This is a genomic window from Ferruginibacter sp., assembly GCF_049840995.1.
Classification (GTDB): domain Bacteria; phylum Bacteroidota; class Bacteroidia; order Chitinophagales; family Chitinophagaceae; genus Ferruginibacter.
Window position 1 is genome coordinate 329,513 of record NZ_JASGIP010000004.1, and the last position, 23,282, is coordinate 352,794.

At 39.5% G+C, this 23,282-nt stretch carries 23 protein-coding genes; 5 read left to right on the top strand and 18 right to left on the bottom strand.

The window, feature by feature from the left end:
* Positions 1-521 precede the first annotated feature (521 nt).
* Positions 522-2,762 (top strand): hypothetical protein, encoded by a 2,241-nt coding sequence (locus QM738_RS12175; protein WP_462276995.1) that lies wholly within the window; start codon positions 522-524, stop codon positions 2,760-2,762.
* Between the two features lie 62 nt (positions 2,763-2,824).
* On the opposite strand, the gene QM738_RS12180 is transcribed toward QM738_RS12175, so the two are convergent.
* The 4 genes from QM738_RS12180 to QM738_RS12195 form a co-directional block, all read right to left on the bottom strand.
* A complete protein-coding gene (locus tag QM738_RS12180) occupies positions 2,825-3,127 on the bottom strand; it encodes a hypothetical protein (protein WP_462276996.1) in 303 nt (100 codons plus the stop codon).
* 266 nt (positions 3,128-3,393) lie between these two features.
* Complete coding sequence (locus QM738_RS12185; protein ID WP_462276997.1) at positions 3,394-3,609, bottom strand: helix-turn-helix domain-containing protein; 216 nt, start codon at positions 3,607-3,609, stop codon at positions 3,394-3,396.
* Positions 3,610-3,658: 49 nt separating this feature from the next.
* Complete coding sequence (locus QM738_RS12190) at positions 3,659-4,027, bottom strand: hypothetical protein (protein ID WP_462276998.1); 369 nt, start codon at positions 4,025-4,027, stop codon at positions 3,659-3,661.
* Positions 3,957-4,343 (bottom strand): hypothetical protein, encoded by a 387-nt coding sequence (locus QM738_RS12195; protein WP_462276999.1) that lies wholly within the window; start codon positions 4,341-4,343, stop codon positions 3,957-3,959. The genes QM738_RS12190 and QM738_RS12195 overlap by 71 nt, the downstream gene beginning before the upstream one ends.
* A 275-nt stretch (positions 4,344-4,618) precedes the next feature.
* Here QM738_RS12195 and QM738_RS12200 point away from each other — a divergent pair, with 275 nt between their 5' ends.
* Entirely contained in the window at positions 4,619-4,954 is a 336-nt protein-coding gene (locus QM738_RS12200; RefSeq protein WP_462277000.1) for an outer membrane protein assembly factor BamB family protein, read from the top strand.
* 5 nt (positions 4,955-4,959) lie between these two features.
* On the opposite strand, the gene QM738_RS12205 is transcribed toward QM738_RS12200, so the two are convergent.
* The 9 genes from QM738_RS12205 to QM738_RS12245 form a co-directional block, all read right to left on the bottom strand.
* Positions 4,960-5,616, bottom strand: a complete 657-nt coding sequence (locus tag QM738_RS12205) for an NAD-dependent epimerase/dehydratase family protein (RefSeq protein WP_462277001.1) — start codon at positions 5,614-5,616, stop codon at positions 4,960-4,962.
* 367 nt (positions 5,617-5,983) lie between these two features.
* Complete coding sequence (locus QM738_RS12210; protein ID WP_462277002.1) at positions 5,984-6,463, bottom strand: hypothetical protein; 480 nt, start codon at positions 6,461-6,463, stop codon at positions 5,984-5,986.
* Positions 6,464-7,181: 718 nt separating this feature from the next.
* On the bottom strand, positions 7,182-7,817 hold the full coding sequence (locus QM738_RS12215) for a hypothetical protein (RefSeq protein ID WP_462277003.1): 636 nt from the start codon (positions 7,815-7,817) through the stop codon (positions 7,182-7,184).
* Between the two features lie 245 nt (positions 7,818-8,062).
* The gene (locus QM738_RS12220; RefSeq protein ID WP_462277004.1) at positions 8,063-8,755 is read right to left on the bottom strand and encodes a class I SAM-dependent methyltransferase; all 693 of its coding nucleotides are present in this window, start codon (positions 8,753-8,755) and stop codon (positions 8,063-8,065) included.
* A gap of 18 nt (positions 8,756-8,773) precedes the next feature.
* Positions 8,774-9,193: an HIT family protein gene (locus QM738_RS12225; protein ID WP_462277005.1), complete on the bottom strand. Its 420-nt coding sequence runs from the start codon at positions 9,191-9,193 to the stop codon at positions 8,774-8,776.
* On the bottom strand, positions 9,174-9,818 hold the full coding sequence (locus QM738_RS12230; protein WP_462277006.1) for a nucleoside/nucleotide kinase family protein: 645 nt from the start codon (positions 9,816-9,818) through the stop codon (positions 9,174-9,176). Before QM738_RS12230 ends, QM738_RS12225 begins: the two co-directional genes overlap by 20 nt.
* A complete protein-coding gene (locus tag QM738_RS12235; RefSeq protein WP_462277007.1) occupies positions 9,808-10,410 on the bottom strand; it encodes a P-loop nucleotide/nucleoside kinase family protein in 603 nt (200 codons plus the stop codon). The genes QM738_RS12230 and QM738_RS12235 overlap by 11 nt, the downstream gene beginning before the upstream one ends.
* On the bottom strand, positions 10,407-11,633 hold the full coding sequence (locus QM738_RS12240; protein WP_462277008.1) for an adenylate/guanylate cyclase domain-containing protein: 1,227 nt from the start codon (positions 11,631-11,633) through the stop codon (positions 10,407-10,409). Before QM738_RS12240 ends, QM738_RS12235 begins: the two co-directional genes overlap by 4 nt.
* Entirely contained in the window at positions 11,633-12,256 is a 624-nt protein-coding gene (locus tag QM738_RS12245; RefSeq protein ID WP_462277009.1) for an HAD family hydrolase, read from the bottom strand. Before QM738_RS12245 ends, QM738_RS12240 begins: the two co-directional genes overlap by 1 nt.
* Positions 12,257-12,840: 584 nt before the next feature.
* On the opposite strand from QM738_RS12245, the gene fusA reads away from it, so the two are divergent.
* Entirely contained in the window at positions 12,841-14,988 is a 2,148-nt protein-coding gene (gene fusA / locus QM738_RS12250) for an elongation factor G (RefSeq protein ID WP_462277010.1), read from the top strand.
* A gap of 240 nt (positions 14,989-15,228) precedes the next feature.
* Here fusA and QM738_RS12255 read toward each other — a convergent pair whose 3' ends face one another.
* On the bottom strand, positions 15,229-17,448 hold the full coding sequence (locus QM738_RS12255) for an NB-ARC domain-containing protein (protein ID WP_462277011.1): 2,220 nt from the start codon (positions 17,446-17,448) through the stop codon (positions 15,229-15,231).
* Positions 17,448-18,056, bottom strand: a complete 609-nt coding sequence (locus QM738_RS12260; RefSeq protein WP_462277012.1) for a hypothetical protein — start codon at positions 18,054-18,056, stop codon at positions 17,448-17,450. Before QM738_RS12260 ends, QM738_RS12255 begins: the two co-directional genes overlap by 1 nt.
* 175 nt (positions 18,057-18,231) lie before the next feature.
* Between QM738_RS12260 and QM738_RS12265 the strand changes: the two genes are divergently transcribed.
* Positions 18,232-20,421, top strand: a complete 2,190-nt coding sequence (locus QM738_RS12265) for a B12-binding domain-containing radical SAM protein (protein WP_462277013.1) — start codon at positions 18,232-18,234, stop codon at positions 20,419-20,421.
* Between the two features lie 167 nt (positions 20,422-20,588).
* On the opposite strand, the gene QM738_RS12270 is transcribed toward QM738_RS12265, so the two are convergent.
* The 3 genes from QM738_RS12270 to QM738_RS12280 are packed head-to-tail and all read right to left on the bottom strand — an operon-like array spanning position 20,589 to position 22,925.
* Positions 20,589-21,086, bottom strand: coding sequence for a nucleoside-triphosphatase (locus QM738_RS12270; RefSeq protein WP_462277014.1), 498 nt, complete (start codon positions 21,084-21,086; stop codon positions 20,589-20,591).
* Complete coding sequence (locus tag QM738_RS12275) at positions 21,076-22,098, bottom strand: hypothetical protein (protein WP_462277015.1); 1,023 nt, start codon at positions 22,096-22,098, stop codon at positions 21,076-21,078. Before QM738_RS12275 ends, QM738_RS12270 begins: the two co-directional genes overlap by 11 nt.
* A gap of 11 nt (positions 22,099-22,109) precedes the next feature.
* Positions 22,110-22,925 (bottom strand): MOSC domain-containing protein, encoded by an 816-nt coding sequence (locus QM738_RS12280; RefSeq protein WP_462277016.1) that lies wholly within the window; start codon positions 22,923-22,925, stop codon positions 22,110-22,112.
* A 61-nt stretch (positions 22,926-22,986) separates the two neighbouring features.
* Between QM738_RS12280 and QM738_RS12285 the strand changes: the two genes are divergently transcribed.
* Complete coding sequence (locus tag QM738_RS12285) at positions 22,987-23,280, top strand: Rdx family protein (RefSeq protein WP_462277017.1); 294 nt, start codon at positions 22,987-22,989, stop codon at positions 23,278-23,280.
* The last annotated feature ends 2 nt before the right edge of the window (positions 23,281-23,282 follow it).

The following is a 23,282-nucleotide window of genomic DNA, read 5'->3' on the forward strand; positions in this document are numbered from 1 at the left end:
AGGGAATAAAAAAATAGTAAGCTAAGTGCCGGATATATTGCAGGCCTATTACCAGTTTGTGGTATAAAATGCGATAACTGTTCACGCATAAAAGCACGAAAAAATTACCGCAAATCCTTATCTGGCTGAATTACTTGCTTTTATCAGAACTCCACCCTGTTCATAACTTTTTCTAAATAAATGCTTGCATTTAGTTGGAGGGAACAATAATTTTATGATCCCGGAATTAAGGCTAACTGCCCCTTTCCAGTCTCTGTTTCATCAGCGGCTATATGAATGCAGCATCGGAATTTTATTAGTATGGTTTTCTTTTCTCTTTTCTCTTCTGTGATTGATCCTGTTTTTTTTATTGCTTAAGACTTATTGGTAATTGATCTTTTATTTTTTAAATAAAACGTCAAACTGTACCGGCGTGAATGGTACGGAACATTTATCATCCTTAAAACAAAAAAATCTATGGATAGATCAAAAAGCACACCCCCACTGGAATGAACATTGTATCACCTTCAAATTTAGTAAGTATGAAATATCAACAGAATAACGGGCATGCTGATGCACTGGCTGAACCAAATGCCGCAGGAGCAACCGCCATCCCCGTTATTAAAAGACCCAAAAAAACAATTCCTGAAAAGGAAGATAAAAAAGACAATTTTACTGATGACCGTTTGAATACGGACCAGGAAGAAATGCAAATGACAGAAGAAGAAATGGAAATGGGCCTGGATGATGCCGGCGGCGCATTGCCCATCATTCCACTGCCTATTGCAAAAAATAAAGTGTATGGACGCTACCGCGGGCAAACGGGTAATTTTGAAATGGAACTGCGCATTGATATTGACGGCGCCAATGCGCTGCAGAAAGTAAGCGGCGACTATTATAGTATTTCGGGACAAACCAAATCTTACTTCGGTTCTTTTATTGCCGATACTATTGCCACCACTATAGTGAACGGCGTTATCACTATTACCGGCAATACGGCCACCACCTGGAGCACGGCTTACACCAAGCTCAAGATCGTGATCAAGCAAACGCTGATCTTTCAACCGCTGGCGCCTGCTTCGCTACAATGGTTCCATGCCACCACCAATGCACCGGGTGCGATGTACGTGTGCAATAATTTCAGTCGTGCATTCCGCACCGTTAGGCTGGAGCAGGACCGCACTTCGGGCGTGGTGCCTTTTGTTTCGTACAATACCGGTTCGCTGCCTTCGGGCGGGCCTGCAAGGGTACTGAGCATCAATACCGCTTATGGAGAAGCCGGTGTGGAAATGAATACAGCCGGCATCAGCAATGTAGTACCTATGGCACTGGCTGGTCCCGATGCCAAATGGACCAATGCTGAATTGCACAATGCGATGGTGAATCATTTCAGCCTTTACCAGAACAATCCTGCATGGGATGTGTGGCTGCTGCATGCGTATGAACATATCAATGGCCCCGGGTTGTATGGCATCATGTTCGACCAGACAGGTTTACAACGACAGGGCGCTGCAGTTTTTTACAGGGGCATTGGTGGCGCATCAGCCGATCAGCAACGATTACAATTATATACCTGCACACATGAACTGGGCCACTGCTTTAATTTGTTGCATTCCTGGCAGAAGAGCCTGGCTACACCACCCAAACCCAATATACCGAGTTCGCTTTCGTGGATGAATTATCCATGGGGCTATCCCGGTGGTGCGGTTCCTTTCTGGAATAGTTTCCCTTTCCGTTTTGATACTTCAGAACTGGTGCATGTGCGTCATGGTTTCCGGAACAATGTGATCATGGGTGGTAATCCTTTTACGGTAGGTTCTTCATTGCAGGATATTGGTTCTTTGTTTGAAGACAATATTGAAAATAACACCAATCTTGAATTGCAACTGGAAGCGAAGAAATCGTATATGCTGGGTGAACCCGTGGTGCTGGAAACAAAATTAAAGACCACGAGTATGAAGAACAATCCTGTTAACAGCAGCCTGCATGTAAACTATGGCTTTATTACCGTAGGTATTAAAAAACCCGGTGGCGAAACCATCGTATATGAACCGCTTGCAGAAATGTGCGTGGAACCGGAACATACTGTGCTGAATAGTAAAGTACCCGGCGTGTATGAAAGTTCGTATATCGGTTTCGGTAAGCAGGGCTTTATTTTTGACCAGGCGGGTACCTACCAATTGCGTGCAGTGTATCATCATGAAGATGGTTCGAGAGTGGTTTCAGAAACTTTGACCTTGCGGGTAAAATATCCTTCCGGTAAAAATGATGATGATGTGGCCGACCTGTTGCTGACCGATGAAGTAGGTTACCTGTTTGCTTTTATGGGATCTGATGCACCTTACCTGCAAAAAGGCAATGATGCACTGAGTTTGATGGCAGAAAAATATAAAGATCATCCATTGGCCGTGTATGCACAATTTGTAAAGGGCGTGAATGCACAACGCACTTTTAAAACTATTACTGCCGATAAAACACTGGAGGTAAGGAAACCTGATTTCAGTATGGGTGAAGCGTTGCTGACAGATGTGATCGATAAATCCAAAGTTGGCAAGGGACTGGATAATATCAGCCTGAACCAGAGTATGCAGATACTGGCTAAAGCATACCAGCGCGAAGGCAATATAAAGGCTGCAGAGAATACGGTGAAGAACCTGGTGGCTCATTTTAATAAACAACCTATCAAGCAGGAAGTAAAAGAAATGATCGCCAAGGATGCAGCTAAAGTACTGGCGCCTGAAAAGGAAGATAAAAAGCGTGATACAGGATTTGATAATCCGTAGATTTGATAAGGCGAATGAAATAAGGGCAGTATGGTACTGCCCTTATTTTTAACCGGAGACGGTTATTTTTCTTCGGCTTTGGTAAGCACAAAGGGTTCGGCCCCCCAAAGCTCTTCGGGTTGTGTTTCTTTTATTACTCCGCTGAATATTATTTTTTTACCTGCTTTTTGTAATGCTGCGGGCAGGTTGCAGGGCAGCAATGCCCTTGTATTGCCCTTGTATTGTATGGCAAAATTTGCATGATCCAGTAAAAAAATTTCGCCTTGTTGTTGAGTGATAGTGTGTACCGTTTTTCGATCGGTATGGCAGTCGGTCTCTTTTAATTCGCCTGCACGGGAGCTGTATTTTTTGGTAGTGTTGCTCATGGCAACCTGTTGCGTGAATTGCTTAAGAAAGTTACTATTTGTTTTTGGGTTTTGAAAGGAAAAAGGGGAGTATTTATTAACAGGGGAAGGGGCCCGCAGATGGCGGGGAATACGCAGAGGAGAGGTTCATGCAAAGAAGGGAAGGAGGCAAAGGGTGGAAAGAGGAAATGGCACGCAGAGGGGCAGAGGGCGCAGAGGAGAGGTTGACAAAAAGAAGGGAAGGAGGCAGAGGACGCAAAGAGGATTGGATAGTTTTTACAACGAGATCAGGGCTTTTTTTTCTTGTCCATTTCTTTCAGCAGCGGTAAGAATTTTTCATCAATATGCTGTTTAAACCACTCATCAATGATGTCTTTTCTAAAGCGCCATTCCTTTCCTATTTTGGCGCCAGGTATCTTACCGGTTTGTGCCCAGGTATAAATGGTTTGCGGCTGCATTTTTAAATACTTTGCCACTTCTTCCAATGTCATTATTTCTTCCATGATATTTTTAAAAAACAACCGGTATTAAATTACCCTGCAAATGTATGGATCAATGTGCTTTAAATAATCCACCGATCGCTCCCAGTAAAGTGGTATAGATATTTGAATGGGTGCTTTCCCTGAATATCTCAAATGGCATATCCTTAGTGCCGATGAACGGGCGTAAGTTCCAGGATAACTGTATACCGACAAAAGCTAAAATAAACAGCCATATCTTAAAAATGTTCAACCCTATTTTTGGGTAGATATTCTTTTTCTCGCAGGCAATTTTTAATGTTTCCACCACCACACGCATGCTCCACACGCCGGCAAAAGTAAAAACCGCGAAATGCAGCAGCTGTAAAAAGCTATAGGGGCTGAGCGATAACTGGAAGAATAATGCAATAGGTGCAAAAGCAACCAGGATGGTGGTAAGCATTACAAAGCCGGCGAAGTAAAATGATCACCAGTTGTTTCAGTTTCATCTTTGAGCCCAGCAATAATTGTACAATATAAAACGAAGGAAAGCAAATGGATACAGTGATAAATATCAGTGCCACCAGTTTAATGCCAGAGGATATCGCCTGTGCCACACCGTTATAACTTCCCATGATGGTGCCGTAGATAAAAGCAGCAATGAAGATGAGTATTAACTGCCCTGTAATGATGCTGCGGGGATATTTGTCTTCACTAACATTTTCAAAATACCGGTCACGGTTTTGAAAGATCTCAAAAGCGAGTAATAAAGATTGCATGGTAATAGGTTTAAGGTTAAATGATCTTGAATACCAAAATACAGTTTTTCTTTTAAAATACTACTGTTTTTTACTGTTTATTATTGTTTGCTAGTGTTCTGTAGCAAAAAATTATTGTAAAGCACTGAAAATGAACACCAAAAATGAGCTGATTACAGGAAGATCGGTAAAACGGGAAAAGGTAATTATTAAAGGAATTAAAACATGCCTGGTAGCAAGCTGCACCCTTTCTGATAGCATTGGTTTATTGTATAATTTTATTGCAAAACTTTGCTATGAAACAAAATAACGTGTTGTATATTTTATGCCGTGCGAGGGTGGCGGCGATCAATAAAAAAGATGGGGCGGTCATCTGGGAAGTGAAGCTGGGTGCTCATATCGGCATTACGGGGCAATCGATCGGGCAACTGTACATTGATGGAGATAAATTATTTATCGGCATTAAGGGGATGCTGCTTTGTCTTTCTGCTAAAGACGGCGCTTTATTGTGGAAGAATGAATTGAAGGGCTGGGGCTATGGCTTTGTAAGCATGGCTAATGTAAATGCAGACGGAGCTGCTGCGCAGGTTGCTTTAGATGCAGCTGCCAACAGCGCTGCGGCTGCAGGGTAATATTGTTATGATATTGCCGCCTGTTTGATATCGACGATCTCTAAAATGTTTTTGCTGTAACCCGTGGTGCTGACTTTTATCATGGCACGCCCCAGTTCCTGCATGGTGATCACTTTTGATGGTGCTATTGCTTTGATGATCTTTACAATGAATTTATAAATGGATTTCCAGTTCTTTTGTCCATCGAAGGGTAACATACCACCGGGTCGGAAATTATATTCGGCTTTAAAGGGCAATTTCGCAAGATCATTCTCTGTTTTACCTTTTACCCGTGCCCACATCACCCGTCCTTTTTCTGTACTGTCGGTATGGCTGCCCGATACATACGTAAATACCATCTCTTTATTCAGTTTTAATAAGGATCGTGCAAATGCGAGGGTGGTATCATAAGTGATGTAGCGGTATTTTTCTTCCTTCATGCCTACGGAGCTGATACCGGCGCAGAAGAAACAGGCATCATAACCTTTTATTTGATCTGCATAGCTTTCCAGCTTAAAAAAATCATGCACCAGCAGCTCTTTTAATTTGGGATGCTGCATTTCGTAGTGCCTGCGGGATACCAATAATACTTCCTGCACTTTTTCATTTTGTAAACATTCAAACAGTACACCTTCGCCCACCATTCCTGTGGCGCCGGTGACGATCACTTTTATTCCAGCCATGGGATTGTTTTTTGTAAAGTTCGGGAGAAAAGGGGAATGGGAGTTTGTTGGGGAGGTGTTTTTGAGGAAAGTGGCAAGGGGAGAAGCTGCAAGGGTGTCGTGTTTTTATTGATGTCAGTAAAAAATCAATGGCATTTTGTGATTGCAAAATGCTATTGAATAGAAGATATAGATACGGTTTGTTTTTTTTCCGTGGTTGGTGTCCCTACCAACCACAAGGAGAGGCGTAATGATAGCTGCAGTATAATTTGCTTAAACTGTATGCCGCGGTTATAAACCGACAGAATTAATAGACACAGGTGATCTCGCCTAAGGCGAGATCACCTGCGCCAGTGGTTGGTGAGACGCCAACCACGGAGGACAGCCATTATTTACATTTTTCACATTCAAAAGGAGGGCGTTCCTTATCCGGAATAATGCACACAATAAAATGGATCAATGCTTTCAGCCCTGCATTATTATAATTAGGTAAAGAAATATTCCGGATGGTCGAATTTTCCTGTATTTCGATTTCCCAAACGGTACCCCATTCCATTTGTCTTTTTTCGTATAAACCTGCTGAATCGAGACGGTTTACGCTGATGATACTGTCTACACTTTGTTTTTGCCTGTAGTTAAAAGCGTAACTGTATTTTGTTGAGTCAGTTCTTTTGATCCGGTCATTTTTGCCAGGTGTTTTATTGATCGTTCGCAGTGTGAATTGATCCCTCGTAATTTCGATGGAATAACTGTTGGTACTGGTAGGGGTGCAGCTATAACGGAATACGACATTCTCCTTTTCCTGTGCAACCAGTGTGCAGGAAAAGATGCAACCGATGATGAATAAAAATAAGGAACGGGATTTCATGCACTTAATTTTTTATTGAAAGGATAGCAACTGTTGCTGAAGGTATGAATTAATAGGAAAATGTGAGTGGTGAGTTGTGAATGGAGTGTGATACGGGTGTAGTAAGGAGGAGATGGTACTAGTATGGCTTGAGGTAAGCAGGGGCTTGAGGTGGACCTGGACCGGATGCTGACCGGCTTGTCATTGAAGTTGTGTTCTGCAAGAATCCCGTGAGGGTCCTGTAAGAGTCCTGTGAATGTCCTGTAAATGTCCCGTGAGTGTCCTGTAAATGTATTGTAGATTTCCTGTGGAGGAGAGGGTGGGTGAGGAGGGGTGTTGTTTTTGTGAGGTAGTGTGAAGATAAGGAAAAGGGCTGAAAGTTGGTGAACCACGAAGACAGAAAGGCATGAAGTTGCACAAAGATGTTTTATTGGAGTAGGAATAGAAGATAAACTGCTGGTGCAAATTGCAGAGAATTTAAAAGTGCCGATGGAGGCTATAAAAATTTTTGATAGAGAGGCGGCGATAAATAATATTGGTAAAATTGTAACTACCCGTGACAATGCTTCTGTTTTTAGTTACTATCCTACATTTAATCCGAAGGATAAGATTGTGGAATTGTATAAAGTGAAGGGGAGAAGGTGGAGTTACTGGAGGGGATGTTGGGGAGGAAATAAAATAGGGGTAAAAAAATTGCTATCGATATTAACAACTACAATGAATTGAGATAGCATTTATTTTAAGAAATTACCAGAATGGTGTCTCCATCAGCCGCCGTTGCAACAGGTACCAGAATTTTTGCACTATACCTTTCAAAAAAAATCTTTCGTAGGCGGTCATCGGCAGTTCTAAAATAAACAGGTATCTTAAGATCACCGACCTTTTCTTTTACAATTTTAAATAAATATGGCATTTCATTATTTGAAGAAGATAGATCGCCAATCCAAATAGCCTTAGCGGTTTTAAAATCGTTAGTCATATCGATACCTTTAATTATAAACGGATCAAAATTGCCATTACCTGGCAAAATTGAATCAGTATTAAGTGGTTGAATCTTTACTGTTGAAACAATTTTTTCTCCATTGATTGGCCAGGAAATGGTTTTTCGACGTACAAAAATTACAAAAGATTCAGGGTTTATACTAATCCATTCTTTTAGCTTTTCTTTGCTATAAGGCCTTTTTTTCATTCTTTTTTTAAAAACTTTATTTAAATAGTCAGCATTTCTTTTTATCCATTTATCATCAGCTACTTCTTTAGCTGAAAGTTCTCGACTTGTATATTTATCGTCTAATTTTCTTTTCATACTACCAGCGATAGGAATCTTATCTATTACAATATCAGCTACCTCAAAAATTGTTTCTAATAATGGCATATTTAGTTTTTTAAGGTTTAAAGTATTGATATCCTTTTCGCAGGAGCAATTAGTGTCCAATCAATAATGATGTTTGCAGAGAAAAATAAACATATAGTATGTTGTAATAGACTTCACGTTAATTATTGCAACACCTGGACAGATTGACTTGGATGCATACCAGTAAAGCTTTATCTATTATCTTTGCATTATAAAAAATAGTGAGCTGTTAGTTTTGATGCGACACTTTTCTTTAGTTTATGTATCTATTTCTTTGCTACTAAACAAAATAAATAAAGGTTACCTAAATTTGAAGTGATGCTTTTTTTGTTACCTGATTTTTCAAAAAACTCGAAGTGTTTTGTAATTAATAGATTTTGAATGTGTAATTCATTTGCTATTAAATCAATGTCGAAGAATTGCAAAAACCTAAATGGATTTGAACTAAAAAATGATCCTTTTTCTGTGTTATCCAAGTGATAATTTTTAGAAGTACAAATCTGATCATATTTTTTGCAGTTTATGCTTTTTACACTTAATAATATTTTCCCGCCTTTTTTTAATGAATCATAGTAGAATTTATAAGTCTTAATCCTTTCTTCCTTTGTCATGCAATGCAAAACTCTGTGTGAAATGATGAGATCAAACTGTTTCTTAAAATTTGCTTCGTATAACATTCCTGTAAAAGCTACGGGATTGATGTTTGAGAATTCAGACTTAAACGTAGCTAAAGTTTTCTTTATTGCAGTGGATGAAATATCATTTAAATATATGTGATTTGTAAATTTTGCAATAAAAAATGAAACTCTACCTTGTCCACAGCCATGGTCTAGTACACAAGAAGATGCACTCAAGTTAAGATTGATAATTTCTTCTTTTACTAATGGACTAAGTTCTTCGTGAAAATACTCTGCATCTCTATGTTTAGTTTCCCAATAGTTTGAAAAATTCTTAAGCATAGGAAAATGGTTGATATTTTAAGCTAACTTTTCTTTAATTGATTTTAGAACAGCAGTGTCGCTTGTTACAACACTTGTCATATCTGGAGCTTTGGGCCATTCCTTATCTTCCCATTTAAGCCCTGCAAATTCTTTTATTTTAGAATATCTAGGAATAATATGAAAATGAACCTCATTGTCTTTCATCATAAGAAGTAGGTAGTTGATTTTTTCAAATTCAAAGGCTTTTAAAAGCCTTGATTCAATTTCTCGAATTGCTATACCAAAGGATAATAATTCAGCATCAGTAAGCTTAGACATAGAATCAATTGGCCTTTTGCAGATAAGTACACTGGAACCTAATGAAACTTGTTTGGGCCTTACTAAAACAGTCCAATGTTCATTAGAGTAAAACTCATTTTGTTCGCCTCCGAAATTTTCAAATGTTGCATTTTTCATACTTAATTAATATTTGGTTATAAATTTTATTGACTACGAAATTTAAAGGTATTTCTGTCGTATTAATATATTGCTTGTCGATTGTCAACTCGTCATATGTCTGTTTAAAAGCCGTTCTATAATCGTCGATGTATAAATCAATGTCAGAAAATTTTCTATTCTTTTCTTTCGATTTCTGACGTAATTTGAGTTTGCTTATTTCGATATCTAGTAAGATTAACAAATCTGGTTCAAAGCCTTCTAATATGGATAAAAGAAGAGCTTTTACTAGTGTGGGTGAAATTTTTCTTACTCCTACAATAAGTGATAAAATTGAGATATAAAATCTATCAATTAATATTACTGAATTGGTATTTTCTTCAAGCAATTTTTGTAAGTAAAATAATTTTCTTTTAAGTCTAAACGAGTATAACAATAGTTCTTCTATTCCGTCCAAACTGTTTTCCTTTAAGGTAGTTATTTTTTTTACTTCAGTTACATGTTTATCTGTATCTAAATAATCATTTAAATTAAAGCATGGGATATTTTTCTTGGTTAATTTATCCTTTATGCTTTTACAGCATGAAGTTTTACCGGAATTGGTAGGCCCTTCTAATACAATTACAATATTGTTTCTATTTGCCAAGATTTTTTATTATGTGCTTTATTAATTTAGTAAAAAATAATTCTGATTTTTTATTTTTTATCTTTATTTGTGTTTTGGATATTTCATTAGTATCGGTATTAATGAAAATAATTGCAGAATCGGCTTCAATAGAGAACTCTGTAATATTGGGAACATTGAATTCCTTTGATATTTTGTTATATACTTTAATAGAATCTGCTTGGTTTTCTGAATTTTTGGGCATTAGTTTTCTTTTGTTTATTCTTGAAATGATTTTAGTTTTATTTGGGCAATCAATATAGATTGCAACAAGTAAATCAACACGTCGTCTTAATGAATCATATAGCCACTTTCTTCGAAATTTTTTGTGAAAGGATGCATCGATAATTACATTTTTGTTTTTGAGCAAAACTGTGGACATTTTTATTGTTTTCTTATACCCAAAATTTCGCAAGGTTTCACTTAGACTTTCTTTATAAGTATATTTTTCTACTAAAGATTTTTTTATTGAACCTTCTGATAAATATTCAAATTTGAGCTTTTTGGCAACTCTTTTGGCCAATGTAGTTTTGCCTACAGCCGTCTTCCCAATTGTGAAAATCAGTACTCTCATTTTAAAAACTCTTCTAGGATTATTTCTTTTTCATTGACTTGTTTTATTGGTATGTTCTGTATCCTATCTGAACTTATATTTTTGAAGATTTTTAAACCAAGATTACTTCCCATATCGGTACTAAAATAAGGGCCATTTACGACACCCTCAATTAGTCCTTCTTCAAATGTTGACTTTAAGGGCAAGGTAAAATAGACTTTTTCATCTGAGATTAAAGATGGAACAATCATAGGGAAATCAGAACAAGTTAAAATAAGGTTACTATCAAAACCTGCATAAAAGGCGCATGCTTTTTTAATGTTATCGAAGATATTTAATTCTGTAACTTTCCTTCTTGTAATCAATTTGGAATAATCCAGGAATTTTGAGTACGGGTTCAAGAATATCAACTCTAATTTGAAAGCTTTATTTTTTGCAATCCTTTTTGGGAGTTCATTCAAGATTTCAATATTGTCAACAAAAAATCTATTCGATAATCCGGTTAATACTAGTTTATTGCTTGTAGATTTGAGCTTATCTAAAACAAAATTGGTTGATAAAAAGCCAGAGTTATAAAATATAGGATCTGGGTATTTAAGAGTTTGTGGGATTGACTTGTCCCAATTAATTAAAGAAATGGTAACATTTTCTTCAAAACCTTTTACTTTTCTGCTATAAGGAGGTGATATGTCAAAATGGGCAGTTGCTCTTGATAAAAGATCAATTACATTCATATCACATAGTATTTGTCCCCCTTCTGCAAGAGAGCACAATCTTGACGCTAAATCAACAATGGGACCATGGGGATCTGAAATATTATTATCTGTTGAGTTAATGATGCTAAAATCTACGACATTTCCCAGGGAAATTCCAATTTTGGTAAATATTTTCTCATCGTCATTAAGCAAACTATTGAAATTTTTGAATGCTTGGTTTATCTGAATGGCTGCCTGAATTGGGAAAATGATATCTTCGGGGTCATCAATCTTAAACGTAGCTAAAACTCCATCCCCTAGAGATTTTACAATTGTGCCATGATTTTTTCTTATATGCTTATCCAATTCGCTGTTGTGTCTGAAAACTTTAATTAAAGAAGTTAAAAGCTCTCTTTTTGATTTATAAGCAGTAGAATTTACTAGATCACAAAACATCACAATCGTTTGATTGTTTTTAGCTAAAGTTTCACGATGTAGCTTTTCTATCTCGGTTTTGATTTTATCTAATTTTTTTTCTGTTTCGGTCATTATTTCTCATTTAAAAAATACTTCAAAGAATATAGACTCTTTTCTTGGTTGACTAAAAAACCTTTTCCTCCTAGTTTAACAAACGGGGTGATATCGATTTCATAGCGATCACCTACTGATATTGTTGTGGTAATGTCAATAATTTTATTGTTTATTAAATGATTAACAACTTCTAAATTTGGTTTTACTGTACCAAGATATTGAGGTGTTATTATAGGGTCAAAATACTTTCTAATTTGTAAATGCTGAAGTATCTTAAAAGACAACTCTGAACACATATTAGTATAAAGTATTAAATTATACTTCGATGATAATTCTTTGATAAATGAATTCAAGCCTTGATTAAAATTAATTATATCAGTAAATTCTGCTTTCGATTGATAGCTCGCCCAATTATTTAATGAAATACCTAATTGTAACAAAGAAAATGATAATGCAGGCTTATATCCATTCAACAACTGTAATTCCTTTTTTTTTGAATTAATTAAAATATCGGAACTCTCAAGCGTTATGTCAAAAAAATCACTTACACATTCAATTGCTAATTGAGCAGTTCTCTCTTTAAATTTCTCAGATGTAAATAAAGTGCCCTCTAAGTCTAAAATAATATGCTTATAAATCATTCTGGTTAATTATAATCTTATAGGCGATTGCTCATCAAAAAAATATAAATCACAAAAGATTTTTTATAAAGATTAGCCATTCGTTTAATAGTTGCAGTATAGAAACTAATAGAATTCAGCCAATCTCTAGTTTGAATATTTTAATAGTCGATTATTCCTTATAAAGGTTCGTACTAAATAAAATATAAATTGTAAAATATTAGGGTTGTAGATTTATTAGGTATTGACAAGATACTATTGCTATGATATGCTTAATACAGTGTTTTCCACATATTTTTATACGTACTTACCGCAAATTGGCACCCCTTGTTTATATCCCAAAAACCCTTACCTTTGCGGCGCTAAAAGCTTCGGCATAGATGAAATGGGTTGGCGCTGAACTATTTAGCATTGTATGAGAGCATAATATTACATATCGAACCCTCCGCCAGCAATAAGCGGATCTACAGGGAAAAGTGTGCCGGATAAACGGCTGATTTTCAAAGCAAATTTTCAATAATCAATGTTCAATGCTCAATGTTCAAGTGGGAACGGCAGCGAACAAATCATAAATCACAATTCTAAAATCATTAAATTAAAATAAGATGGCAGATTTACGTTATCAACGCAATTTTGGTATTGCCGCTCACATCGATGCCGGTAAAACCACTACCACCGAACGTATATTATATTATACCGGTGTAAACCATAAAATAGGGGAAGTGCACGAAGGTGCGGCTACCATGGACTGGATGGCGCAGGAACAGGAAAGGGGTATCACCATTACTTCTGCTGCTACCACCTGCTTCTGGAATTTCCCAACTGTTCAGGGTAACAAAACTCCTGAAACAAAACAATTTAAATTCAACATCATCGATACTCCGGGTCACGTGGACTTTACCGTTGAGGTAGAACGTTCCCTGCGTGTACTGGATGGTTTGCTGGCGTTGTTCTGCGCTGTATCCGGTGTGGAACCTCAGTCTGAAACTGTTTGGCGCCAGGCTAACCGTTACAAAGTTCCCCGTATCGGTTTCGTTAATAAAATGGACCGTAGCGGTGCCGACTTTTTAAACGTGGTTAAACAGGTAAAAGAAATGCTGGGCGCTAAAGCCGTGCCTTTGCAGTTACCGATCGGTGCTGAAGATAACTTTAAAGGTGTGGTGGATCTGATCACCATGAAAGGTATTATCTGGGACGACGCTACACAGGGTATGACTTACAAAGAAGTGCCTATTCCTGAAGATATGAAAGCGGATGTGGATGAATGGAGGCAGCATTTGGTAGAAGCCGTTGCTGAATACGATGATAAACTGTTGGAGAAATTCTTTGATGATCCTAACAGCATCACCGAACAGGAAATGCACGAAGCGATCCGCAAAGCGGTGATCGATATTTCTATCATCCCGATGATGTGTGGTTCTTCATTTAAGAATAAAGGTGTGCAGACCGCATTGGATGCTATCTGCCGTTACCTGCCTGGTCCGCTGGATATCGAATCTATCAAAGGTACCGATCCGGACAGTGGTGAAGAACTGGTTCGTCATGCTGATGCTAAAGAACCATTCAGTGCTTTGGCATTTAAGATCATGACCGATCCTTTCGTTGGTCGCCTGGCTTTCTTCCGTGCTTATAGCGGTCGTTTGGATGCTGGTTCTTATGTATTGAATACCAGGACCGGTAAAAAAGAACGTATCAGCCGTATCATGCAGATGCACGCTAACAAACAAAACCCGATCGACTTTATCGAAGCCGGTGATATTGGTGCAGGTGTTGGTTTTAAAGATATCAAAACCGGTGACACTTTGTGTAATGAAGATAACCCGATCGTACTGGAAGCGATGACCTTCCCTGAACCGGTGATCTCTATTGCAGTAGAACCAAAAACACAGGCCGACGTTGATAAAATGGGTATGGCTATTGCTAAACTGGTAGAAGAAGATCCTACCTTACGTGTAAGAACAGACGAAGAAACCGGCCAGACCATTTTGAGTGGTATGGGTGAGTTACACTTAGAGATCATTGTGGACAGAATGAAACGTGAGTTTAAAGTGGAGATCAACCAGGGTGCACCGCAGGTGGCTTATAAAGAAGCATTCCATAATACTATCGAACACCGTGAAACGTTGAAAAAACAAACGGGTGGTCGTGGTAAATTTGCGGATATCATTTTCGAGATCGGCCCTGCTGATGAAGAATTCCTGAAAGAAGATAAAGGCCGCTTCCAGTTTGTGAACAGCCTGTTTGGTGGATCTATTCCTAAGGAATTTGTTCCTGCCATCCAGAAAGGTTTTGAAAGTGCGATGACCACCGGTGTACTGGCTGGTTATCCAATGGAAAGCATGAAGGTGAACGTAAAAGATGGTAGCTTCCACCAGGTGGATTCTGATGCTATGAGCTTTGAGCTTTGTGCTAAACAGGGTTACCGTGAAGCAGGCCGCAAGGCTAAACCTGTATTACTGGAACCGATCATGAAAGTGGAAGTTCTTACTCCAGACCAATACATGGGTGATGTTACAGGTGACCTGAACCGTCGTCGTGGTATGCTGGAAGGCATGGATAGCAAACATGGTGTACAGGTTATTAAAGCCAAAGTACCTTTGAGCGAAATGTTTGGTTATGTTACGCAGCTGCGTTCATTATCTTCAGGTCGTGCTACTTCTACCATGGAGTTCAGCCATTACAATCCTGCACCGAATAATATTGCAGAAGAAGTAATAGCTAAGTCGAAAGGTAAGGTGAAGATTGACGATTAATTTACCCCCTCCGCCCCCTAAAGGGGGAACTTGAAGCGGAGATGGATTTTATAGATTTAAAGGCCCCATTCTGAAAGGAGTGGGGCTTTTTTATTTGCCCGCAGATTACGGGGAAGGCGCGGAAAGAGATGGCACGCAGAGGGGCAGAGGGCGCAGAGAAATAAATTTCGGGTATTGATTAATGTTAGGTTTGTGGTAACAGCCAGAATGTGAAATGATGAGCAAGGACTGGAGAGGAGGTTACGGGGCGAGGATCTCGTCACGGGCTTCGCGGAGGAAGGTGAATTCGGTGTTGTCGATAAAGTACTCCTGGTACTGGCAGGCCTTGGTGATGATGGAAGTGGCAAGGGGATTATCCTGCAGGCGGTATTTGGCAAAGCGGGCATAACTTACCATGGATTCGATGAAGTTGATGCTGCTGGTCTTTTGCTCGTTCTCCATACGGCTGATGGCACTTTGGTAATAGTCGTGCGCATTCTGTAATTCGTCGATGCGCTCGCAGGTCCTGGCTGCTGCAGTTTCTACATAAAAAAGCGCTTCTGCGTTGCCGTTATATATCTTGTGGAATATTTCAATGCCCGTTTTTAAAAGTTCATTCACCTGTTCTTTAAAGCTATCGTCGCCGGCCAGTAATATCGCCATTTCTATTTCGGCCATGGCGTAAGTAAAGCTTTCTTTATCGGCAAATTTTTTAGTGATGTTGTAGCTTTCTATATATTTTGTTGCCGTATCGGAAGAGATGATCTTTTCTTTGGTCTGTGCGATCTTGCCCAGCAATCGATATTCCTGCGCCCATGATATATCGCCTTCGGGATAATTGGCTTTGCGTATGTTCAATGCTTTGTTGGCGTATGCTTCAGCGGTGTCGTACTGCTGCAGGTTCAGTAAAAATTCCGCTGCGTTGTGATGCAGGTCGGCTGCTTTATCTGAGTTGGGATCGGTCAAGCTGTCGATCACGCTCTTTATATATTGCATGGCCAGTTCATCATTACCTGCCTGCGAATAAAATGTGGCCAGTGCTGTAATAGTATCATCATCTATTTCCACGCCCTGCTGTTCGGCAGTTTCCATTAGTGCCACCGTACTATCCAGTAATGCAATGGCATCGTTCTTAAATCCCATTTCTATATAATCGGCCACCAGGCTGGTCTTTAATGCAAATATCTCCATCAGCGGATCATTGAGGTTGGTGGCAAGGGCGATCTTTACCAACATGAACTTGGGCATTACTGCTGCTGTTAAATGATTCAGGCTCATGCGTGTAAAAAAGGATACAATGTTCTTGCAATCTAAGTATACAGGCTTCAACTGCAGGCGCACCATTTCCTGTATCAACGGGTGCATCTTGATGAATATTTCATCTTCTTCCTCGTCGTCCTGTTTTTGTGCTGCTTCTTTTTTCTCTTCTTCCAGTATAATGAACCAACCTTTATCTATCAAACTGGATATGGCCAGGTTGAATTCATCTTTCAGGTCGGCATCATTTTCCTGCTCCTGGTACATGAATATGAACATGGCGCCTACACCAAAATTATAGGAGTTTATTACCGCGAAATTCTTCAGCACAATATCTTCCATGGTACTCATATCACCGAGTGCAAATATGCGCAGCATGTAATCTAAAATATTGTCTACCGATTGTGTGCTGTGGTCTACTGCTATGTTTGACTTTGATGCAATGTTCAATCCTTTTTTACTGATGCGGCTGGCAATTTCAGTGATGTTCAACCGGAGCTTTTGCCCGGTCTTCGACATCATTTCTGTTGTTAAAGTATGATAACCGATATCGCTGAGCACCTGCTGCAGCACGGTATCATTTTTATCGTGCGTATAGTACGTGTAAAATAATTCCATACATTTTGCAGGATCGAGAAAACCGAGATTGAATTCTTTAAAGCCTTCGAAATGATGACGGGAGGTGATGAGCACCAACCAATTCTTCTGCAATGTTTTGATGGTACGCAAGGATGCAAGGTCTTCTTCCTGCAATAAATTGTCTATCACCATTACGCTTTTACCTTCCAGGTTCAGCAATACACTGATGGATGATCTGAATACTTCATTTAATTGTTCTTCCGGCGAAGCGCTGCTTTCTTCTATTGCTATCTTTAATTGCTGCAATAAATTACCGTTGGTAAAGCCCTGTTTTAATCCCTGGCTGGCATCTATCCATGCTACATGTTTTGCAGCTGCAGCTAATTTATCCAATACCACTTTTGCAATGGTGCTCTTACCCAGTCCACCCATACCCCGTATGATGAGTGGGTTATCGCCTTTTTGTAATTGATCCGTAATAGCAATCGTTTCATCTTCGCGACCGATGAATGTTTCGGGTAAGGGTGGTATTACGGTTAAATATTTTTTGGTGATGGCAGTAGGATCGGGCGCTATGTTGATGATCTTATCTCCGGCGATATTATCGCCGAATCCTGTATGCGTCTGATCGATAGTAGCGGCCATTATTTACCGGTTATTTTATCGTGACCAATATTATCGCCTTCGCCGTAATGCACCTGGTGTACAGAATTATCAGTAATGGTTACTGGTACAGCCTGCCCGCTGCCATCGGGTTTTAATTCTATGAATTTTGCATTCACCAGTTTTTCCAGTTGCTGGTTGAATTTAAATTTCAACTCATCTATATTTTTATATACGGTGTAAAAATGGCCCAGCTCTTTTAATTTTTCCTGGAACGCCCAGAGGCTCATCATGTCATTCTTGTTCACGTTGCCGGTGGTAACAGGTGCATCTTTAAAATACGTGAATATAAATGGCTTGTTGGTGGATTTGAATTGATTGAAGGCATTGTTGAATTCTTCTTCGGTATACTTGCCTACCTTGGTAAAATACAACATGATGAATATATCACTCTCTTTAATAGCTTTGTTGTATTCATCCTGCAGCCGTGTTTGTGATACCGCGTCTAAAAAATCTTCCCATACTATCAGTTCTAAAAAAACGCCTTCGTCTATCCAATCTTTGTTCTTACGATTAATGAATATTTCAAATTCCTTACGGTCTTCTACCAATTCGGAAGAAGAAGCGAGAAAGATTTTTTTCTTTTCCATGATATACTGATTGAATGTTTGCATTGTGCTTAGACAATATAATGAATCTTATTGACAAATGCAATATATTTGTTATATAATGTTGCCCGCTGATCTCGCTGAAGTCGCTGATGAAATTTCTATTCTGCGTTATCTGCGGGCCGCTTTTCTTATTTTTGTGTTTTAAATATTCCCCTTGAGCGTTCCCATATTTTTATTTACACCTCCTTTTACACAGCTGAATACCCCGTACCCGGCAACGGCGTATTTAAAAGGTTTTTTGAATACTAAAAATATCGAAGCCTTCCAGGCCGATCTTGGGATTGAAGTTACCGTTGCGTTATTTTCTAAAAATGGCTTGCAGCAACTGTTTGCTGCCATTGATACCAATAAAGAGATCTCATCCAATTGCAAACGCATCATTACTTTACAGGACGATTATATTCACACGATAGATGCCGTGATACTTTTTCTGCAGGGAAAAAACCCATCACTGGCGCCGTTGATCTGTAAAAGAAACTTTTTACCTGAAGCTTCCAGGTTTGCACAAACCGATGACCTAGCATGGGCTTTCGGCAGTATGGGCATGCAGGATAAGGCGAAGCATTTGGCCACTTTATATTTAGAAGACCTGAGCGACCTGGTGAAAGAATGTATAGATGAACATTTTGGCTTTAGCCGCTATGCAGAAAAACTGGGTCGTAGTGCCAACAGTTTTGATGAATTGTATGAGGAACTGCAGAAGCCATTGACTTTTACTGATAACATTTTAATTGATATCCTGCAGCAGCACATGCATCGGTTGCAACCAAAACTGGTTTGTATCTCTGTTCCCTTTCCCGGCAACCTGTATACTTCATTGCGTTGCGGGCAATTTATAAAGCAACATTTTCCTGCCTCCAAAGTGTGCATGGGCGGTGGTTTTGCCAATACGGAATTGCGTTCACTTACTGATAAGCGGGTGTTTGAATTCTATGATTTTATTACGCTGGATGATGGCGAAGCACCGCTGGAAAATCTTTTTCATTTTGTGAAGGGCGAAAAAAATATTGAAGAGCTGAAGCGCACTTTTACTTTGGTGAATGATGAAATGCGTTATATCAACAACAGCGCCTGCAGCGATTACAGGCAGGGGCAGGTGGGCACGCCTGATTACAGTGATCTTTTGTTAGATAAATATATTTCCGCCATTGAAGTGGTGAACCCGATGCACAGTTTGTGGAGCGATGGCCGCTGGAACAAACTAACGATGGCGCATGGGTGCTATTGGGGCAAATGTACTTTTTGTGATATCAGTTTGGATTATATCAAAAATTATGAACCGCTTACTGCGGAGATATTGTGCAACCGCATGGAGGAAATGATGGCACAAACGGGACAAACAGGTTTTCACTTTGTGGATGAGGCGGCACCACCGGCATTGATGAGGGCTTTATCGCTGGAGATCATTAAAAGAAAACTGGTGGTGAGCTGGTGGGCCAATATACGTTTTGAGAAAAGTTTTACCAGAGACCTTTGTTTGTTGCTGAAAGCGGCGGGCTGCATTGCTGTTTCGGGCGGGCTTGAAGTAGCATCGGACCGGTTGCTTCAACTGATCGACAAAGGCATTACAGTGGCACAGGTGGCTAAAGTAAATAAACATTTTACTGAAGCGGGTATTATGGTACATGCTTATTTGATGTATGGCTTTCCTACACAAACCGCACAAGAAACTATTGACTCGCTGGAAATGGTGCGGCAGTTGTTTGAAACAGGTGTACTGCAATCGGCCTTCTGGCATTTGTTTACCATGACGGCGCATAGCCCTGTGGGGCTCAATCCTGCAAAATATAAAGTGCAGAAACTATTGGAAACAGTTGGCAGTTTTGCCAATAATGATATTGAACATGCAGACCCTACCGGCGCCGATCATGAAAGCTTTGGTTTTGGTTTAAAGAAATCACTATTGAACTATATGCACGGTGCCTGCTTTGATGTGCCGCTGCACAAGTGGTTTGATTTTAAAACACCCCGTACCAGTATTGCACCGGACTATATTGCACAGCTCTTATCCGAAGAAGAATACAATACTGTTAAACCCAATACCAAACTGGTTTTCCTGGGCAATAAACCAGTAACGGAAATTTTTACCAAATCGAAAAAAGGCAGCACGTGGGAAATGTGTTCGTTACTGTTTGAAACAAAACAGGAAAGTTTTGAAATTAAAGTGGGCAAGGAGGAAGGGTTGTGGCTGGCTGGTTTGCTGGAGAAACTATCAGGCAATAAAACAATGGCATTGCAGGAAGTGAAGCTGTCTTTTGAAAGTGCAGGGCTGGGAGATTTTGAATTATTCTGGGATAATAAACCGGTGAATACATTGTACAAAGCAGGTTTGTTGCACTTATAGTTTGCTTTACCAAAGAGTTTTTTTAACCACATAGGCACATGGAAAACATAGGAAATATAGGGTTACTTCTTGTATTGCATAGGCCGTTTTAATTGCAAAAAATCAGAAAAATATTTTATCACATAGATTTATCTATGTACTCTATGTTTTCTATGTGCCTATGTGGTTCAATTTCCTGTTACGCTAAAATATGCTTTCATTTTAGCTATATCCATTACAGCTGCATTAGTTAAGTTAAATGCCGAAATAACTGTTTCCACTAATGCCCGCCGTACCACAATTATTAATGTGTGTTTAAAAGAAGAGTGGAGTATGCTGTTGAATGAATTGTACAATCCTTTTTGTTGTTTAAGTTCCAGCGGGCCTATTTCGTCGATGATCAGATGTGTGATGGTTGTATTTTGATTTGCAGATAGTAGTATGTCGTTTGCTTTTGCAAATGCTGTCGCAGAAAATAAATATTTACCTACCGACAGTTTTTCTTCCTCTTCATTCGCTTCCATTGCAAAAAAATCACCAGTCTCAATGTTATAGAACATGCGTTTGCCATTTACAACAGGCGTGAGGATACCAGCCATGTTTTTTTGCTGTACACAAACCTGTTGCAGCAGGGTTGTTTTGCCGATTTGTATCTCTCCTGTTAAAATGATGATCTTATTGCTCATGATGTACGATCAGCAATACGGTATTGTTGATAAAACTTTTAAAGCGCTGCCATTGGGTCGGTTGCTGCGATAACTGCCAGCTTTGCTGCAATATTACCCTGATGCCCGGCAGCAATGCGATGACCTGTTGCAGGCTGTTGTTATTTTTTTCTTTATAACGGGCCACCCATTTCTGCAACTGCATACGCAATAGTGGGGTGATAAAATAATTCCACACCAACAGGATGATAATGCCCCGTATCAATAATTCTGCAATGGCATATTTACTGAAACTGCTGCTGAAAAACGGCAGGTAAGATAATACCAGCATTACAACCATCAGCGCTCCAAAAAAAACAGTGAACCTTTTTCTCTTTTTAGCGGCTTCGGGAAATGTATCCTGTACCGGGGGCAGATCATTTAGTTGCTGCAATAACAGGTTTGCCTGGTTGCCCGAACGCACCCTGTTGATGATGTGTATATTTAAAAAACCTCCGGCAATACCGGCAATAAGATAACAGGTTAAATAAATAAGGATGATATAGAGGGAATAATGCACCGCATCTTTTACAAATGATTGGGTGATCTTGTTGAGAAAAATATCAATGGACTGCCAAAGCCCCTTACCGAACACAAGCGTTAATATTAATAAGTGCTGAAATGCAGAATACAACTGGCAGAACAGTGTTAATATGAATGCAGCAGGTTTTACAATACGGCGGTTCATAAATAATAATTCACCTGCAAGCCCTTCTATTAAAACCGCCACATAAGCCATCGGCGGTGTATGCGGACTTAAAATAAATTTTACCGCTATTACCAACAGCGTGGCTTTTAATACGGCGCCTTTATTGCTTTCGCCTAATGCAATCAGGGTCATACATACAGATGCGATGAAGGCGAGTACCAGTCCTGCAAAGGGAATTTTTAATCCATGCAGTATACCGCCCATAAATGCTTCGCTGAATGCCCAGAGGGCAGTGATGCGGAGCGTAACATTTGTTCTGTAAAATTCTTTATTGATAAGATCCATGAATAGTTTGGTTAAATAAATGGTTGTTGCTGTGTGATGATCGTGATATGATCACCTACACTGATACTACCATGCTGTTGCGGCAATACATTTTGCCCGAAATAAATTTTATTGTTCTTCATACGGTAACGGGCCAGCGTACGCAAAGGTTCTTTGCCTGCTGCCGCTGTCTGCTGGTTAATAGTGGTCATTACACAACGGGCGCAGGGTTTTACGCCTAAAAATTCCAGCTCATTAATTGTAAACCTTGCCATCTCATCTTCTATATGCGCATGCCCGCCGGTAAAGACAATGTTGGGCCTGAAACGGTTGATGGGCAATGGCGCCGGCATTTTTTCATTTAAAAGATCGAGTGATGACTGACCAATGGCCAGCACCGGGTAACCATCCGAAAATGAAGTGGTCTCATCATTTTCAGCATATCGTTTATCCACCAGCCGCAATGAATCATCGGGCATGTAAACAAGTTTGCAGTTAAAGCCCAGCATGTTGCTGAACCATTGATTGATCTCTTCCGTAGCTTCAATTGCTGTGCACGCATCATCCCAAACAACTACACTGATCCTGTTGCCCGAATCTGTCAAAGGAATGCTGATGCGTTGCGATGGTTGCTGTTTATGAAAGACAGCAATGCCATCTGCAGTTTCTTCCGGTTGCAATAAACTCATTTGCGGGTGCACCCGCTGGGTTAAAAACCTGTTTTCTTCATCCACGAGCATCCACCTGCGGTCGTATTTAAAACCGGTATGTACAATTTCAACGGTCTGTTTGGCAATACCGCCCAGCGATTTAACGGGATAGATGTATAGTTCTGATACCTGCAGCATACACAAATTTATCCTTTCTGTTTGGGATAGTTTGTTGTAATTTTAACTACAAATATTTTGCATGAAACCAACCATTACCATCGAATACTGCCCTAAATGCCACTGGCTTTTGCGTGCCGCTTATATGGCACAGGAAATTTTAACCACTTTTGCCGATGAAGTGGGCGCTGTTACCTTATTGCCCAGCGAAGTGAATGGCCGTTACAGCATCCGTGTAGATGATAAAAAGATATTTGACCGGAAAGAATACGGTGGTTTTGCAGAAATAAAAGAGATCAAACAAATGTTGCGGGACGTGGTGGCGCCGGGCAAAAGCCTTGGGCATACCGATACACCTGCTCATCATCAATCCTGATA